The following is a 15145-nucleotide window of genomic DNA, read 5'->3' on the forward strand; positions in this document are numbered from 1 at the left end:
CGTCGCTCCTTGCTCTCGACAGTGCCCTCGCCGAAGGGCTCAAACTCCGGAGCCGTCCCGGCCGGGACAGCCCCACCGCCCTCTCGAAGGCGGCTTAGACCTATGCGGACCATCGGCCCATCCGCGTCTTCCCGAGTGCCCGCCGGCTCATACCGGGCCATCGGAAAGAAGCGGCCGCCCCATGCCACATGCCTGTCCCGAAGGAGGCCTGCGGTGGCAGCACGGAAGGCGGAACGGCAAAAAGCCGTCCCGCCCACCAATTTCACGCCGGCTTGCGCCAGAGGCGCAATTACTTGACGTCGACCTTGGCGCCAGCCTTCTCGAGCTGGTCCTTGATCTTCGCGGCTTCGTCCTTGGAAACCGCTTCCTTGACCGGCTTCGGAGCGCCGTCGACGAGGTCCTTGGCTTCCTTGAGGCCGAGGCCCGTGATCGCACGGACTTCCTTGATGACGTTGATCTTCTGCGCGCCGGCATCGGCGAGGATCACGTCGAACTCGGTCTTCTCTTCCTCGGCGGCGGCAGCTGCGCCGGCGCCACCGGCAGCCGCGACGGCAACCGGAGCAGCGGCGGAAACGCCCCACTTCTCTTCAAGCATCTTCGACAGCTCAGCCGCCTCGAGGACGGTCAGGCTGGACAGGTCTTCAACGATCTTGGCGAGATCAGCCATTGTAGTACTTCCTTAGGTTCGAATAATCAGAATGCAGCGAGGAACAATCCTCACGCCGCCTCGTCCTTCTTGGCATATGCCCCGAACACGCGTGCAAGCTGGCCTGCAGGCGCTGCGACCACACCCGCGATGCGGGTAGCCGGCGTCTGAACCATGGCGATAAGCTTGGCGCGCAGCTCGTCGAGCGACGGGAGCGAGGCGAGAGCCTTGACCCCATCGGCGTCGAGGGCGGTGGTGCCCATGGCCCCGCCGAGGATGACAAGCTTGTCATTGCCCTTGGCGAAGTCGTTGGCCACCTTCGGCGCCGCGACCGGATCGGTCGAATAGGCGATCAGAGTCTGTCCTTCGAACAGATTGCTGATCTCCTCGGCGTCGGTGCCTTGAAGAGCGATTTTGGCAAGACGGTTCTTCGCGACTTTGACGGTGCCACCCTGTTCGCGCATCTTGGAACGAAGATCGTTCATCTGCGCGACGGTGAGACCGGCGTAGCGAGCCACCACGATCGACCCCGAGTCCTTGAAGGTCTCGTGAAGATCGGTGACGAACTCGCGCTTTTCCGCTCTGTCCACTGCCACTCTCCAGTTGGAGCCTTCCCTTGCGGGACGCTCCGGTTGCCTTCGCCGCCCGGATCATCCGGGCGACAGCGAGGATCCTGTCCCCTTGGCGTCACTGGAGCCGCAAAGGGCCCCGCATCGTCAGCTCAAGGCATTCAGAGGTTCGAACCAAACACCGGGTTACCCCGGGAAATCCGGAACTCTCACCGTCTCATGCAGGCCTTGTGGATTAAGAAAACCGGACGAACCGGCTCTCGCCTGCAATCTCGGACAGGAAACGAAGACCGTTTCCGGCCTCCGTATACCCGGGCCCGAAGGCCCGGGGATTCTATCAGGGAAGGATGCACATATAGGTGTACAACCCTGCCCTGTTAACCCCCCGACCGGGTCAGGCCTGCGCCTGCACCGTCGAAGGATCGACCTTGAGGCCCGGACCCATCGTCGAAGACAGCGCGACGCGCTGGACGTAGGTACCCTTGGCGCCCGAAGGCTTGGCCTTCTGTACCGCGTCGGCGAAGGCACGAATGTTCTCGACCAGCGCATCAGCGCCGAAAGAGGCCTTGCCCACGCCGGCATGCACGATGCCGGCCTTTTCGACGCGGAACTCCACGGCACCGCCCTTGGAAGCCTTGACCGCTGCCGCCACGTCCGGCGTAACGGTGCCGACACGCGGGTTCGGCATCAGGCCGCGCGGGCCGAGCACCTTGCCGAGACGGCCGACGAGACCCATCATGTCAGGCGTCGCGATGGCGCGATCGAAATCGATCTCGCCGCCCTGCACCTTCTCGACCAGGTCTTCGGCACCGACGATATCGGCACCAGCCGCCTTGGCTTCTTCCGCCTTGTCGCCGCGCGCGAAGACCGCGACGCGAACGGTACGGCCCGTGCCGTTGGGCAGGTTGACCACGCCGCGCACCATCTGGTCCGCATGACGCGGATCGACGCCGAGGTTCATGGCGACCTCGATGGTCTCGTCGAACTTGGCGGTCGCACGCTCCTTGAGCAGCTTCACCGCGTCGGCGACGTCATAGAGCTTGTCGCGGTCCAGACCGTCGCGGGCCTTCGAAATACGCTTGCCGATCTTAGCCATCGTCTCAGCCCACCACTTCCAGGCCCATGGAGCGGGCAGAGCCCTCGACCATCGCCATTGCCGCATCAACGTCGTTCGCGTTGAGGTCTTTCATCTTCTTTTCGGCGATCTCGCGGACCTGGTCGCGCGTGACCTTGCCGGCGCCCGCCTTGCCCGGCTCCTTGGAGCCCGACTTGATGTTTGCCGCCTTCTTGAGGAAGAAGGTGACCGGAGGCGTCTTCATCACGAAGGTGAAGGACTTGTCCTGGTAGTAGGTGATGACCACCGGAACCGGGGAGCCCTTCTCCATCTCCTGGGTCTGCGCGTTGAACGCCTTGCAGAACTCCATGATGTTGATGCCGCGCTGACCGAGAGCCGGGCCGATAGGCGGCGACGGCGTGGCGGATCCGGCGGCAACCTGCAGCTTCAGCTGCCCTGCAACTTTCTTAGCCATTTCTTTCTGCCTTTGTCTTCATGCCGGCTTGCCGGCGATGGAGCCGCCATGAGTGCGGCCCGCTTGCAGTGGCGCGGTGCGGCGAGACCCGGCCGGCAAAAGCCGGAACGCCTTCCGCGCCGGACGCCGCCCGAAGGCGGCTTGACGATCAGACCTTTTCGACCTGACCGAATTCGAGATCGACCGGTGTGGCGCGACCGAAGATGGACACTTCCACCTTGAGGCGGGCACGCTCCTGATCGACTTCCTGGACGATGCCGTTGAACGAGGCGAACGGCCCGTCCGAGACGCGCACCTGCTCGCCGATGTCGAAGGTGATGCTGGCCTTCGGCCGCTCGACACCTTCCTGCACCTGGCTGAGGATATGCGTGGCCTCCGCCTCCGAGATCGGAACCGGCCGATTGTCGGGCCCGAGGAAGCCCGTGACCTTCGGCGTGTTCTTGATCAGCGAGAAGACCTGGTCGGTCAGCTCGGCCTTGACCAGAACGTAGCCCGGGAAGAACTTGCGCTCGGCGTCGACCTTGCGGCCGCGACGCACCTCGACGACCTTTTCGGTCGGTACGAGAATCTTCTCGAACTTGTCGGAGAGCCCCTTCTGCCGGGCCTGCTCCTCGATCGATTCAGCGACCTTCTTCTCGAAATTCGAGTAGGCGTGAACGATGTACCAACGGGCTGCCATTCCTAGATTGCCTTCCTGCACTCAGCGGCCAGCGCTCATGATGAAACCGACCGCAAACCCGAGGGCCTGATCGGCTATAAAAAAGAACGCAGCAGCGAACACGACCATGATGAGAACCATGATCGTGGAGATCAACGTTTCCCGACGGGTGGGCCATGTCACTTTCGAGACTTCGGTCCGCACCTGCTGAAGGAACGTGAAGGGATTTGTCTTCGAGGCCATATACCGCCCATGGCATTAGGCGCGTAAAAGCTGACGACCCAGCCCCACGCACCTCGTGTCCGTTGATCTGCGTATTAGCGTCCTGTGCAACGATTCACAAGAGGCAGGTGGAAATTTCTTGCCGACGCCCGCTGCTCCCGGCAACCGGCATTCAATCGGACGGCGCTGATGCAACGAGGCGAATGGCAGGGGCAACAGGGCTCGAACCTGTGACCTGCGGTTTTGGAGACCGCCGCTCTACCAACTGAGCTATACCCCTACGGACGGCACGCCATGGCGCGTCCGACTGCCGGCCACGAAGGCCAGCTTTCACGCTCGGCAATAATGCCATGGCCGGCATTTTGCAAGCCGATTCGCCGGCCTTCGGCACAGGAAAAATCCCGGCTGCGCCCAAACGAAAACGGCGGCCCGAAGGCCGCCGCGAATACGCTTACCGCGCTATGTCGATTACTCGACGATTGCGGACACGATGCCGGCGCCGACGGTGCGGCCACCTTCGCGGATAGCGAAGCGCAGCTTCTCTTCCATCGCGATCGGAACGATCAGCGCGACGTCCATCGTCACGTTGTCGCCCGGCATCACCATCTCCGTGCCTTCCGGAAGCGTCACGACACCCGTCACGTCCGTCGTGCGGAAGTAGAACTGCGGACGATAGTTCGTGAAGAACGGCGTATGACGACCGCCCTCTTCCTTCGTCAGGATGTACGCTTCCGCCTTGAACTTCGTGTGCGGCTTCACCGAGCCCGGCTTGCACAGCACCTGGCCGCGCTCAACGCCCTCACGGTCGACACCGCGGATCAGCGCGCCGATGTTGTCGCCCGCCTGACCCTGGTCCAGAAGCTTGCGGAACATCTCGACGCCCGTAACCGTCGTCTTCTTGGAGTCCCGGATGCCGACGATCTCGACTTCCTCGCCCACCTTCACGATCCCGCGCTCGACGCGGCCCGTCACGACCGTACCGCGACCCGAAATCGAGAACACGTCCTCGATCGGCATCAGGAACGGCTGGTCGATCGGACGCTCCGGCGTCGGGATGTACGCATCAACCGCCGCCATCAGCTCGCGGACCGCGTCCTCGCCGATCTTCTTGTCCGAATCCTCAAGCGCCGCAAGCGCCGAACCCTTCACGATCGGAATGTCGTCGCCCGGGAACTCGTAGCTCGACAGAAGCTCGCGGACCTCAAGCTCCACCAGCTCCAGAAGCTCGGCGTCGTCAACCTGGTCGACCTTGTTCAGAAACACCACGATCGCCGGAACGCCAACCTGACGCGCCAGGAGAATGTGCTCCCGCGTCTGCGGCATCGGGCCGTCCGCAGCCGAACAAACGAGGATCGCCCCGTCCATCTGCGCCGCACCCGTGATCATGTTCTTCACATAGTCCGCGTGTCCCGGGCAGTCCACGTGCGCGTAGTGACGGTTCTCCGTCTCGTACTCAACGTGCGCCGTCGAAATCGTGATGCCCCGCGCCTTCTCCTCCGGCGCCGCGTCAATCTGGTCGTACGCACGGAACTCGCCGAAGTACTTCGTGATCGCCGCCGTCAGCGACGTCTTCCCATGGTCAACGTGACCAATCGTGCCGATGTTGACGTGCGGCTTGTTACGCTCGAATTTGCTCTTGGCCATGTATCGGTTTCCTGACGCTTAGCTCTGTGAGAACTGCGGCGCGACATATAGGCTTGCAATGAGAAAAACAAGCGCCCCGCGGTTGATGGCCCGATTACCGGTCCTGGGCGACCGGAGCGCTCCAGTCAGCGATGTCATGGACAGGAGGAGTGGAGCGGGTAGCGGGAATCGAACCCGCGTATTCAGCTTGGAAGGCTGCTGCTCTACCATTGAGCTATACCCGCGCACGTCCGAAACGCCATGCAGTCCGAGGCAGTGGTGGAGGGAGTTGGATTTGAACCAACGTAGGCTAAGCCAACGGATTTACAGTCCGTCCCCTTTAACCACTCGGGCATCCCTCCGTACCTGCCTTGCCGGAGCCTGGCATCGAAGCGGCGCCGCCGAAAGGCCATCGCTGCTTCGGGCGGCGTTATGAAGAGGCGGGACCCGTCTGTCAACAGGCCCACGCGCAAAAGCTGCGACAGGCCGGCCAGGCCATTGTTCCACTGCGCGAAACCGCCCGGCCGGGCGCTTCCACCGCCGCTCCAAACCCTGTATGAGCGGGCATGAACGATCATCCGTCCCACACACCCAAAGATTCGCATTATGCCCGGCTGCGGCGCGCCCATCGCGACCGCGCCCGTGAAACGGCGCCTGCCGCCGACGACGGCATCGTGCGCCTGTACGGCCTCCACACGGTTGCGGCGGCCCTGGCCAATCCGCGGCGCAAGGCGATTCGCCTGCGGGTGACGCGCAATGCGCTGAACCGGCTTGGAATCGAGCCGGAAGCCATCACCTGCCTCATGGAGATCGTCGACCCACGGCAGCTCGACGGCGAACTGGGCGACGATGCCGTGCACCAGGGCGCGCTTCTGGAAGCCGAGCCCCTGCCAGGCCGTGGCCTTGGCCAATTGGGCAAGACGGACCTCGTTCTGGTGCTCGACCAGGTCACCGATCCGCACAATGTCGGCGCCATCCTGCGCTCGGCCACGGCCTTCGGCGCCGGTGCGGTCATCACCACCAGCCGGCACTCGCCGCAGGAATCCGGCGTGCTGGCCAAGGCCGCATCCGGCGCGCTGGAGGAGATCCCGTATATCCAGGTCGTCAACCTTTCCGACGCCTTGGAAACCCTGAAGCAGGACGGCTTCCAGACTATCGGCCTGGATTCCGACGGCCCCGTCGCCCTGGAGCCTGCCTTCGACGCGGGCAAGGTGGCGCTCGTTCTGGGCAGCGAGGGCAAGGGCCTGCGTCAGAAGACGCGCTCCACGGTAGACGCCCTGGCGCGTCTGGAGGTACCGGGGGCCATCCGCTCGCTCAACGTGTCCAACGCGGCGGCGGTATCCCTCTACGCAGCGCGGCGTTACCTGTCGCAGGCCTGAGCGGACAGGCCTTCCGGGCAATCCGACAGCAGACGCCGGGCGGCCCGTGCTTCGGCACGGCGGCGTACCTCGTGGATGGACAGGAGCCCTGGCCGGGCGGGCGGCGCCCCGTCGGCATGCCCGCGCCGGCGCAACCGCTCCAGCACCAGGAGCTCGAACATCAGTCGACGGCGGAGTTGCTCCACCTCCCTCGCCTGCCGCTCCAGCCTCAGTTCCTGCATATGCGCGTCGCCCGCTCGTCGCGTCGTCCTCATGCAATTGTGTCACATGGGAGACGCGGTTGTGAAAAGCGCGCCATATCGACGCCATTCTTCGTAGCGGAAGCGCCCGCCAGATGCCATGCTGCACTCAATTCACGGACAACCATCGAGAACAGCCGTGACAGGGAGGGGTGCTTGCAGGCGTTACTTGCATTTTCGCGCGCCGTCGACCGGCTGAACGCCGGCTTCGCGGTGATCGCCGATTATCTCGTTCTGTTTGCCGTGCTGATCAGCGCGGGGAACGCCATTTCGCGTTATCTCTTCCACGTCAGCTCGAACTCGATGCTGGAAATCCAGTGGTACATGTTCGCGGGCATGGTGCTTCTTGGAGCGTCCTATACGCTCAAGTTGAACGAGCATGTGCGGGTCGATCTCATTTACTCCGCCCTGTCGACCCGCAATCGGCTGCTGGTGGACATTTTCGGCCTTGTCGTCCTGTACCTGCCGGTGGTCTTCTATCTGTTCTGGCTGTGCTGGCCGTTTTTCTGGCGCTCGTTCACCAGCGGTGAAACCTCGATGAATGCCGGCGGCCTGACATTGTGGCCCGCGAAGGCGACCCTGCCCCTCGGCTTCGGCCTTCTGTTCCTGCAGGGCCTGTCCGAACTCATCAAGCGCTTCGCGGCATTGCAGGGATTGATGACCCTGGAGACGCGCTACGAAAAGCCGTTGCAGTAACACCCGCCGCGCCCCCGGGAGGAGACTTCAGACGCATGTTCGAATATGGTCCGATGCCGCCGCTGATGTTCGGCTGCATGATCGTCTTTCTTCTGATCGGATTTCCCGTCGCCTTCTCGCTGGCCGCCGTCGGCATGCTGTTCGGCGTCCTGGGGATCGTGTTCGATCATTTCAGCCCCGCATTGCTGAACGCCCTGCCGCTGCGGTTTTACGGTACGATCTCCAACGACCTGCTGCTGGCGATACCCTTCTTTACCTTCATGGGCGCGATCCTCGAGCGGTGCGGCCTTGCAGAAGACCTGCTCGAGGGCTCCGGGCAGCTGTTCGGCCCCATGCCCGGGGGGCTCGCCTATGCGGTCATCCTGGTGGGTGCGGTTCTAGGCGCCATCACAGGTACGGTCGCAGCCTCCGTCATCGCCATGGGCGTCGTGTCGCTGCCCGTCATGATGCGCTACGGCTATAATATGCGGCTGGCGACGGGGGTCATCGCCGCGTCCGGCACGATCACGCAGGTCATCCCGCCATCGCTGGTGCTCATCATCCTGGCCGACCAGCTCGGCCGCTCGGTCGGCGACATGTATGCCGGCGCCATCGGACCGTCGATCCTTCAAATTCTGCTGTTTCTTGCCTTCATCTTCGTCTTGTCGCGCCTGAAACCCGAGATGATGCCGCCGCTTCCGCCCGAGGCGCGCACCATGACCGGCTGGAAGCTGCTGTGGCGCGTCGCCAAGGCGATGGTGCCCTCGCTGGTGCTGATCTTCGTCGTGCTCGGCACGATGTTCATGGGCCTTGCGACGCCGACCGAGGCCGGCGCGATGGGCGCGGTCGGCGCAATGATCCTTGCCGCCATGCACCGTCGCCTGAGCTGGAGCCTGATCCGCGAGGCGATGGCGATGACGATGCGCCTGACGGCGATGGTCGTCTTCATCCTGCTCGGGGCCACCGTCTTCAGCCTCGTCTTCCAGGGCATGGATGGCGGGCACTGGATCCAGTACCTCCTGTCTCACATCCCCGGCGGCGCCGTCGGCTTCCTGATCTTCGTCAACATCTTCATCTTCTTCATCGCCTTCTTCCTCGATTTCTTCGAGATCGCCTTCATCGTGGTGCCGCTGCTGGTGCCCGTGGCGGAGGCGCTGGGCATCGACCTGATCTGGTTCGGCGTGCTGCTCTGCGTGAACATGCAGACATCCTTCATGCATCCGCCGTTTGGCTTCGCGCTCTTCTATCTGCGCGGCATCGCGCCGCCCCAGGTGAAGACGTCCGACATCTATCTCGGTGCGATACCCTGGCTGTGCCTGCAGCTTGTCCTGGTGGCGATCCTGATCTTCTGGCCGGAATCGGTGACGTACTTCCTGACGCCCGAAGCCGTCATCGACCCGTCGAGCATCCAGTTGAACATCCCGATGCCCGGCGAAACCGGTGGGCCGCCCGCCGCCCCAAGCTTCGGTGGAGCGCCACCCCCAAGTTTCGGCGCCCCTGCCGCGCCCAGCTTCGGAGCGCCGCCAGCGCCCACCTTCGGAGCGCCGAACTGAACACGGAAAAGGGGCCTCGCGGCCCCTTTTCAATTTTCGGCGCATGGCGTGCCGCAGCCTCTACTTTCCGGCGGCCTGCTGCCCGTAGACATAGGTGTCGTAGGAATATTCGGCGACGCGGAACCACTCATAGGTTTGCGAGCGGAACTGGCTCCACGGCTCGTAGATGGCCTTCCACTTCGGGTTCTCCTCGTTCAGCCGGGCATAGAGCGCCATGGCCGAGTCGTAGGAGGCGTTGAGGATATCGCGCGGCAGCGGCCGTAGTTGAACGCCCTTGCCGACCAGAGAGCGGATCGCACTCATGTTCTTCACGTCGTACTGCGCCAACATGTTTGTGTTGGCGGCGGCGGCTGCCGTTTGCAGGGCAACCTTGTACTCGTCCGGCAGCGCCTCGTACTGCTCCTTGTTGAACATGAAGTGCACGGTCAGGCCGCCTTCCCAGAAGGCCGGGTAATAGTAGTAGGGCGCAACCTGGTAGAAGCCGAGTTTTTCGTCGTCGTAGGGGCCGATCCACTCGGTTGCGTCGATTGTGCCTCGCTCCAGGGCGGGATAGATGTCACCGCCGGCAAGCTGCTGCGGCACGACGCCGAGCGGTTCCAGCACGCGGCCGGCAAGACCGGCGATGCGCATCTTCAAGCCATCGAGATCCGCGACGCTGTTGATCTCCTTGCGGAACCAGCCGCCCATCTGCACGCCGGTATTCCCGCCGGGAACGCCGATGACACCGTAATCGGCCAGGAATGCGTTGTAGAGATCGTTTCCGCCGCCCTGGTAGAGCCAGGCGTTCTGCTGGCGGGCATTGAGGCCGAAGGGGATGGTGGCGCCGATGGCGAATGTCGGATCCTTGCCGACGTAATAATAGGCTGCCGTATGACAGGCTTCCACTGTGCCGTCCTGCACGGCGTCCAGCGCGGACAGGCCGGGCACCAGCTCGCCGGCCGGAAACACGTCGATGGTGAAGCGGCCGCCCGTCAGCGCCTTCACCGTGTCGGACAGGCTCTTGGCACCGCCGAAGATGGTATCCAGCGTATTCGGAAAGCTGGACGTCAGGCGCCAGCGGATCTCCGGCTGGCTTTGCGCTAAAGCTGGCGTGGCCAGGGCGGCCACCGATGCGGCGCCGGCGCCCGCACCTCTCAAGAAACGACGTCTGTTCAAAATCCTTCCCCCCTCAGCGGCGCGGGAGAAATCTCCCGCCCACGTTGAGAGTGAAGCTTAGACGTTGCGTTTGCACAAGACGATTTTCGTTAGGTCCTGCGCGCTAGTTGCCGGCCGCCTGACGGCTGTAATTGTAGGTATCGTTCGTATACTCGGCCACCCGGAACCACTCATAGCTCTGCGAACGGAACTGGTTCCAGGGATCGTAGAGCGCCTTCCATTTCGGGTTGGTCTCGTCGAGCTGGCGATACAGCGCCTGGGCGGAGTCGTACGCCGCGTCGAGCACGTCGCGCGGCAGCGCACGCAGCTGCACGCCCTTGCCCACGAGCGAGCGGATGGCGGTCATGTTCTTGGTGTCGTAGTCGGCCAGCATGGATATGTTGCAGGCCTTGGCGGCAGTATCGAGGGCGGTTCGGTAAGACTGCGGCAGCTCTTCGTACTTGGCCTTGTTGAACACATAGTGGACTGTCGGACCGGCTTCCCAGAAGGCGGGATAATAGTAATACGGTGCGACCTGATAGAAGCCGAGCTTTTCATCGTCATAGGGGCCGACGAACTCGGTGGCATCCAGCGTGCCGCGCTCCAGTGCCGGATAGACGTCGCCGCCCGCAAGCTGCTGGCCGATGACGCCGAGCGGCGACAGCACCTGCCCGGCGATACCGGCAATGCGCATCTTCAGGCCCTTGAGATCTTCGACATTGTTGATCTCCTTGCGGAACCAGCCGCCCATCTGCGTCCCGGTGTTGCCGCCCGGCCGCGCCACGACATTGTAGGCCTCCAGGAACTGGTCGATGGCCTCGTTGCCGCCGCCATTGTAGAGCCATGCGTTCTGCTGGCGCGCGTTCAGACCGAACGGGATGGACGAACCGATGGCGAAGGTGGGGTCCTTGCCGACGTAATAATACAGCACGGTATGGGCGCACTCGACGGTCTGGTCCTGCACGGCATCCAGTGCCGACAGGCCGGGCACCAGTTCGCCGGCGGGGAAGACATCGATCTTGAACTTGCCGTCCGTCAGCTCCGAAATCGTCCGCGAGAAGAGCTGGCAGTTGCCGTAGAGCGTATCAAGCGTGTTGGGAAAGCTGGAGGTCAGCCGCCAGCGGATCGAAGGCGCCTCCTGTGCGATTGCAGGCGCGGCAAGCGATCCACCGACTGCGGCCCCGCCGGCCACGACCCCGGACTTCAGCAGAAATTGACGACGATCCATATGTCCTCCCGACACGAAACGTTTTTCAGACGCGGGATATGACGTCAGGCGAACGCCGAAAACAAGCAGGGATGATCGTCCTGGGGGTCATTCGCATCACATGCGATTCTGCTGATGCAAGCCGCATGCGACTGTGCTACATGCGCGCTCGGGCCGGCTTAGCTCAGATGGTAGAGCACCTGATTTGTAATCAGGGGGTCACGGGTTCGATCCCTGTAGCCGGCACCATGTCCCAAGGCTTCGTGCCGCGATCCCGGCAGCTCGTACAGCGTATCGCACTCACGCCCACCCCATCGGCGTGACGGAGCCCGGCGGCATCCATTTGCCGTCGATCAAACGTCTGCGGAACAAAATCCGGTCTGCCACCCCTTGAGTACTAAACACTCAACAGGAGGCCGACATGAAACGGCTAGCGCACGCAGCCCTGATCGCCACCACCATGCTCGCCACCCAGGCCTTCGCGCAGACCAGCACGTCCGGGACGGCTCCAGCCGAGGAAGCAGCACCACCGGCGACAACTACCCCCATGCCCGCCAATGAGGCGCAACCCGGTGCGACGACGACGGGGCCCGCAGCCGGCGTCTCCGATCACGGTGGGTTCGTCACGTACCAGGAAGGCTCGCAGATGCTCGCCTCTGGTTTGACGGGCGCCAAGGTAATGGGGGCCGACAACGAGACTATCGGCACCGTGGATGATCTTCTGCTCAGCGACGATGGTCGGGTCGAGGCCGTTATCGTCGGCGTCGGCGGCTTCCTGGGCGTTGGAACCAAGGACGTCGCGATCGGTATCGATCAACTCGATTTCGCGATGTCCGGGAATACCGAGGCAAATGGCGGTGACACAACGGAAACGGCGGTCCCGTCCGGCTCTACGACGATGACCCCCGCAACGCCGCCTGCAGGAACCGACACGGCGGATGCTGCAAGCGACGAAGGCTGGGGCTGGAATGGCGCCAGTATCGACCACATCACCGTAAACTATACGCGTGAGCAACTGGAGGCCGCGCCCGAATTCGAGGCTGCGGAATAGACGCTCCAGTCTTCCGCGCGAAAGAACAGCGAGCAAAAGGCCGTACCGTTGGAAGGGCTGCACAAATGCCAGACACTCTTGAACATCTGACAATCTCCGAAGTACCGGGCAACCTGACGGTCAGGCACCACGATGCCGTTCTTGCTTCCAGCGAACGGGCCCTGAAAGTGACCGGAGAGCGCGAAGGGGCCGCATATTACCTCCCGCGCGCCGACGTCTATACCGAACATATGAGCCCGCTCGGTCCTGGAAACCTGCCCGACGGCAGGCGCGTTACGTTCCTGACGATCACGGCGTCTGGGGGTGGCCTGGAGAACGCGGCATGGGAGGTAGCCGACGATACCGGGGGGCCGCTCAGCGGCCATATCGGGTTCGACCCCGGCCTTGTCGGCCTCACCGGACTGTAGATGACCGAAGAGGGCCTTAAGCGCCCGCCAGACGGCGGCGTGCGTCCGGCCCTTTCGGATGCAAGCCAGAAACTTCAGGCAACATATTTTTCATCAAAAGAAGGAAGCGACCGATGGTCACCACAGTTGGCACCGAGAACACGTTTGAGAAGCTCGTTCAAAACCTGCTTATCCTCGAACACGATGCGATCGCCGCATATGAATCGACAATCGAGAAACTCGAAGACCAGACTTTCAAATCCAGGATTGCCGAGTTCAAGGCCGATCATGAACGCCACGTCACCGAACTGACGCGCCTTGCGGGCGCGATCGGCACGGAAGCGCCCCAGGAAGGCGATGCCAAACAATACCTGACCACCGGGAAGGTAGCCCTTGCCTCGCTGATCGGGGACAAGACGATCCTGAAGGCTATGTCGACCAATGAGATCGAGACGAAAATGGCGTACGATCAGGCTTCGAAAAATGAGACCGCCACTCCGGAAGCTCGTGCATTCTTTCAGAAAGCGTTTGCCGATGAATCCCGTCATAAGGATTGGATGGACACCGCAGCCGCCGGCTGACGGGTCGGTCATGCAGCTCGGCTGGCCGGGAAGCCGGCCAGCCGGGGCCGCCTTGTCGGCCCCTGCAGCCGCGCCGGGCGCCGCCCCGGCCCGGTCCTGCATCGGTATGCCATCATGAGCGCCCAGGGGCTTGTCCATGGCCCGCTTGGCGACGATTGCTTGCATGTCTGCGTGGACATGCAACGGCTGTTTGCGCCCGGCAGTCCATGGGAGGTTCCCTGGCTGGAGCCTGTTCTGCCCGCCGTCGAGAAACTTGCGTTCCGACATGCTGCGCGCACCGTATTCACCCGATTTGTGCCACCCGTACGCGCCGAGGAGATGCCCGGAAGCTGGCAGCGCTATTACCGGCGCTGGCATAGCGTGACCCTGGAGCAGATGGACTCGCAGTTCGTGGACCTGGTGCCGGCGCTTTCCCGGTTCGTCCCTCCCGCCTCAGTGGTCGACAAGCGCGTCTATTCGCCGTGGACGGAAGGCAATTTCGATCGGCTGCTGTCAGGAAGCGGCGTCACATCGATCGTCGTGACGGGCGGCGAGACTGATGTCTGTGTGCTTGCCACCATTCTTGGCGCTGTCGACCGGGGCTATCGGACCATCGTGGCCACCGACGCGATCTGCAGTTCGGCGGATGAAACCCATGATGCGTTGATGCAGCTTTACCGGACGAGGTTCAGCGAGCAGATCGAAATGGCGACGGTTGAGGAAATCCTGGAAAGCTGGCGTTCATGACGAGGCCGCCGTGTCGCGCCGAATGAAACTGAACTTGCCCTGTGGCTCCAGGATGCCCCACGCGACATCCTCCATCGCCCCGATGCCCGCTTGCCGCATCTCGCTCTCCACCTCGGCGCGCGTTACCCTGTCGCGTCGCAGATTGTCCTCGATCAGGCATCCGTCTCGAATGACGATGCGCGGCTCCCCGTCGAGCAGCTTTTCCGCACGTGGAAACAGGTAGGTGACCCAACTCAGCACCAGCCCCCAGAAGGCGAAGGTGACGATGGCCAGCGTCGCCCCGGTAAGACTGAAGTCATTGTGCGTCACACCCTGCTGTATCAAGTCGCCCATGACGACGAGAACAACGAATTCAAACGGCGTCATCTGCCCGAGTTCGCGCTTGCCGAGCAGGCGCAGCAGCAGAAAGAGTATCGCGAACATCGCGGTCGCGCGCAGGACGATATCCATTACGGCCACACTTTCAGTTCGAGAGGCTGGCGCAGAAGTTCGCGCTGGCCGTCATACAGCCTTACGACGCCCGACGTTCCCCACATCAGATCGGGATTGATCTGGAAATCCGCCTTGACGTGCAATGAGGCGCCAGCACCGAGCGGGCCGTATGAATAGCGGAAACCGCCGTCTCCATACGTTTCATCGGCGGCCGCCGGAATCATGCTGTTCTGCGTCTGGCGACTCCAGAGATCCGGTTCCACCGCGACCACGACGTCTTCGATGTCGCGTTCGGCCGTGACATCGATGGTGACTTCAAAGAAGAGACCGCTTCTGACGATCGACGGCGCACTGACGGCCATGCGCGCCACGGGGCCCTCGGTCACAAGGGGCGGCGGCATACGCCCTCCCATCCATCCGGTCAGGCCGGCCCCGAGAAAGACGGCCAGCAGCAATATCGAGATCGGGCTTGCGTGGCGATGCAGCGCGCTGCGTGGGCTGGCGTGCCCGGAATGCAGTCCATCGGGATAATTCA

General features: G+C 63.0%; 19 protein-coding genes and 4 tRNA genes. 8 read left to right on the forward strand and 15 right to left on the reverse strand.

Going from position 1 to position 15145, the window contains the following annotated elements; all coding sequences use genetic code 11:
* Positions 1-289 precede the first annotated feature (289 nt).
* The 10 genes from rplL to IGS74_RS15020 form a co-directional block, all read right to left on the reverse strand.
* The gene (gene rplL, locus IGS74_RS14975; RefSeq protein ID WP_039192517.1) at positions 290-667 is read right to left on the reverse strand and encodes a 50S ribosomal protein L7/L12; all 378 of its coding nucleotides are present in this window, start codon (positions 665-667) and stop codon (positions 290-292) included.
* 50 nt (positions 668-717) lie between these two features.
* Positions 718-1236: a 50S ribosomal protein L10 gene (rplJ, locus tag IGS74_RS14980; protein ID WP_039192515.1), complete on the reverse strand. Its 519-nt coding sequence runs from the start codon at positions 1234-1236 to the stop codon at positions 718-720.
* Between the two features lie 373 nt (positions 1237-1609).
* On the reverse strand, positions 1610-2311 hold the full coding sequence (rplA, locus tag IGS74_RS14985; RefSeq protein ID WP_039192513.1) for a 50S ribosomal protein L1: 702 nt from the start codon (positions 2309-2311) through the stop codon (positions 1610-1612).
* Positions 2312-2315: 4 nt separating this feature from the next.
* The gene (gene rplK / locus IGS74_RS14990) at positions 2316-2744 is read right to left on the reverse strand and encodes a 50S ribosomal protein L11 (RefSeq protein WP_039192511.1); all 429 of its coding nucleotides are present in this window, start codon (positions 2742-2744) and stop codon (positions 2316-2318) included.
* Positions 2745-2892: 148 nt separating this feature from the next.
* Positions 2893-3423, reverse strand: coding sequence for a transcription termination/antitermination protein NusG (nusG, locus tag IGS74_RS14995; protein WP_039192509.1), 531 nt, complete (start codon positions 3421-3423; stop codon positions 2893-2895).
* A gap of 21 nt (positions 3424-3444) precedes the next feature.
* Positions 3445-3645: a preprotein translocase subunit SecE gene (gene secE, locus IGS74_RS15000; protein WP_039192507.1), complete on the reverse strand. Its 201-nt coding sequence runs from the start codon at positions 3643-3645 to the stop codon at positions 3445-3447.
* 183 nt (positions 3646-3828) lie between these two features.
* A tRNA-Trp gene (locus IGS74_RS15005) sits at positions 3829-3904 on the reverse strand.
* 188 nt (positions 3905-4092) lie between these two features.
* Positions 4093-5268 carry an elongation factor Tu gene (gene tuf, locus IGS74_RS15010; RefSeq protein WP_039192506.1) on the reverse strand — a complete coding sequence of 392 codons (1176 nt, stop codon included), beginning with the start codon at positions 5266-5268 and terminating at the stop codon, positions 4093-4095.
* 150 nt (positions 5269-5418) lie between these two features.
* A tRNA-Gly gene (locus IGS74_RS15015) sits at positions 5419-5492 on the reverse strand.
* 32 nt (positions 5493-5524) lie between these two features.
* Positions 5525-5609: transfer RNA gene (locus tag IGS74_RS15020), tRNA-Tyr, on the reverse strand.
* A 204-nt stretch (positions 5610-5813) separates the two neighbouring features.
* On the opposite strand from IGS74_RS15020, the gene IGS74_RS15025 reads away from it, so the two are divergent.
* Positions 5814-6626, forward strand: a complete 813-nt coding sequence (locus IGS74_RS15025; RefSeq protein ID WP_192387158.1) for an RNA methyltransferase — start codon at positions 5814-5816, stop codon at positions 6624-6626.
* Here the strand turns inward: IGS74_RS15025 and IGS74_RS15030 are convergent.
* A complete protein-coding gene (locus IGS74_RS15030) occupies positions 6608-6847 on the reverse strand; it encodes a hypothetical protein (RefSeq protein ID WP_192387160.1) in 240 nt (79 codons plus the stop codon). The genes IGS74_RS15025 and IGS74_RS15030 overlap by 19 nt on opposite strands.
* Positions 6848-7021: 174 nt before the next feature.
* Here IGS74_RS15030 and IGS74_RS15035 point away from each other — a divergent pair, with 174 nt between their 5' ends.
* On the forward strand, positions 7022-7561 hold the full coding sequence (locus tag IGS74_RS15035) for a TRAP transporter small permease subunit (RefSeq protein WP_039192499.1): 540 nt from the start codon (positions 7022-7024) through the stop codon (positions 7559-7561).
* 35 nt (positions 7562-7596) lie between these two features.
* The gene (locus IGS74_RS15040) at positions 7597-9093 is read left to right on the forward strand and encodes a TRAP transporter large permease subunit (RefSeq protein WP_039192495.1); all 1497 of its coding nucleotides are present in this window, start codon (positions 7597-7599) and stop codon (positions 9091-9093) included.
* Positions 9094-9153: 60 nt separating this feature from the next.
* Here the strand turns inward: IGS74_RS15040 and IGS74_RS15045 are convergent, their stop codons facing one another.
* Positions 9154-10248 carry a TRAP transporter substrate-binding protein gene (locus tag IGS74_RS15045; protein ID WP_039192491.1) on the reverse strand — a complete coding sequence of 365 codons (1095 nt, stop codon included), beginning with the start codon at positions 10246-10248 and terminating at the stop codon, positions 9154-9156.
* Positions 10249-10351: 103 nt separating this feature from the next.
* Complete coding sequence (locus IGS74_RS15050; RefSeq protein WP_192387162.1) at positions 10352-11455, reverse strand: TRAP transporter substrate-binding protein; 1104 nt, start codon at positions 11453-11455, stop codon at positions 10352-10354.
* 152 nt (positions 11456-11607) lie between these two features.
* On the opposite strand from IGS74_RS15050, the gene IGS74_RS15055 reads away from it, so the two are divergent.
* From IGS74_RS15055 to IGS74_RS15075, 5 genes are all read left to right on the forward strand, one after another.
* Positions 11608-11683 (forward strand) — tRNA-Thr (locus IGS74_RS15055).
* A gap of 172 nt (positions 11684-11855) precedes the next feature.
* Positions 11856-12485, forward strand: a complete 630-nt coding sequence (locus IGS74_RS15060; RefSeq protein ID WP_192387164.1) for a PRC-barrel domain-containing protein — start codon at positions 11856-11858, stop codon at positions 12483-12485.
* Between the two features lie 65 nt (positions 12486-12550).
* Positions 12551-12892, forward strand: coding sequence for a DUF427 domain-containing protein (locus tag IGS74_RS15065; RefSeq protein WP_192387166.1), 342 nt, complete (start codon positions 12551-12553; stop codon positions 12890-12892).
* Positions 12893-13005: 113 nt separating this feature from the next.
* Positions 13006-13452: a ferritin-like domain-containing protein gene (locus IGS74_RS15070; RefSeq protein ID WP_192387168.1), complete on the forward strand. Its 447-nt coding sequence runs from the start codon at positions 13006-13008 to the stop codon at positions 13450-13452.
* A 114-nt stretch (positions 13453-13566) separates the two neighbouring features.
* Positions 13567-14178 carry a cysteine hydrolase gene (locus IGS74_RS15075; RefSeq protein ID WP_192387170.1) on the forward strand — a complete coding sequence of 204 codons (612 nt, stop codon included), beginning with the start codon at positions 13567-13569 and terminating at the stop codon, positions 14176-14178.
* Here the strand turns inward: IGS74_RS15075 and IGS74_RS15080 are convergent.
* The gene (locus IGS74_RS15080; protein WP_192387173.1) at positions 14173-14628 is read right to left on the reverse strand and encodes a YetF domain-containing protein; all 456 of its coding nucleotides are present in this window, start codon (positions 14626-14628) and stop codon (positions 14173-14175) included. The two genes, IGS74_RS15075 and IGS74_RS15080, sit on opposite strands and share 6 nt — an antisense overlap.
* Positions 14628-15065, reverse strand: coding sequence for a hypothetical protein (locus IGS74_RS15085; protein ID WP_192387176.1), 438 nt, complete (start codon positions 15063-15065; stop codon positions 14628-14630). Before IGS74_RS15085 ends, IGS74_RS15080 begins: the two co-directional genes overlap by 1 nt.
* Between the last annotated feature and the right edge of the window lie 80 nt (positions 15066-15145).

Origin of the sequence: Aureimonas sp. OT7, assembly GCF_014844055.1 — a bacterium.
GTDB classification, from domain to species: Bacteria; Pseudomonadota; Alphaproteobacteria; order Rhizobiales; family Rhizobiaceae; genus Aureimonas; species Aureimonas altamirensis_A.

Excerpts from the sequence above, each read along its gene's own strand:
- rplK (WP_039192511.1), bottom strand. The coding sequence starts at position 2,744 with ATGGCTAAGAAAGTTGCAGGGCAGCTGAAGCTGCAGGTTGCCGCCGGA.
- IGS74_RS15025 (WP_192387158.1), top strand. The coding sequence starts at position 5,814 with ATGAACGATCATCCGTCCCACACACCCAAAGATTCGCATTATGCCCGG.
- rplL (WP_039192517.1), bottom strand. The coding sequence starts at position 667 with ATGGCTGATCTCGCCAAGATCGTTGAAGACCTGTCCAGCCTGACCGTC.
- nusG (WP_039192509.1), bottom strand. The coding sequence starts at position 3,423 with ATGGCAGCCCGTTGGTACATCGTTCACGCCTACTCGAATTTCGAGAAG.
- IGS74_RS15050 (WP_192387162.1), bottom strand. The coding sequence starts at position 11,455 with ATGGATCGTCGTCAATTTCTGCTGAAGTCCGGGGTCGTGGCCGGCGGG.
- IGS74_RS15080 (WP_192387173.1), bottom strand. The coding sequence starts at position 14,628 with ATGGATATCGTCCTGCGCGCGACCGCGATGTTCGCGATACTCTTTCTG.
- IGS74_RS15075 (WP_192387170.1), top strand. The coding sequence starts at position 13,567 with ATGAGCGCCCAGGGGCTTGTCCATGGCCCGCTTGGCGACGATTGCTTG.
- tuf (WP_039192506.1), bottom strand. The coding sequence starts at position 5,268 with ATGGCCAAGAGCAAATTCGAGCGTAACAAGCCGCACGTCAACATCGGC.
- rplA (WP_039192513.1), bottom strand. The coding sequence starts at position 2,311 with ATGGCTAAGATCGGCAAGCGTATTTCGAAGGCCCGCGACGGTCTGGAC.
- IGS74_RS15030 (WP_192387160.1), bottom strand. The coding sequence starts at position 6,847 with ATGCAGGAACTGAGGCTGGAGCGGCAGGCGAGGGAGGTGGAGCAACTC.
- secE (WP_039192507.1), bottom strand. The coding sequence starts at position 3,645 with ATGGCCTCGAAGACAAATCCCTTCACGTTCCTTCAGCAGGTGCGGACC.
- IGS74_RS15070 (WP_192387168.1), top strand. The coding sequence starts at position 13,006 with ATGGTCACCACAGTTGGCACCGAGAACACGTTTGAGAAGCTCGTTCAA.
- IGS74_RS15040 (WP_039192495.1), top strand. The coding sequence starts at position 7,597 with ATGTTCGAATATGGTCCGATGCCGCCGCTGATGTTCGGCTGCATGATC.
- IGS74_RS15060 (WP_192387164.1), top strand. The coding sequence starts at position 11,856 with ATGAAACGGCTAGCGCACGCAGCCCTGATCGCCACCACCATGCTCGCC.
- IGS74_RS15065 (WP_192387166.1), top strand. The coding sequence starts at position 12,551 with ATGCCAGACACTCTTGAACATCTGACAATCTCCGAAGTACCGGGCAAC.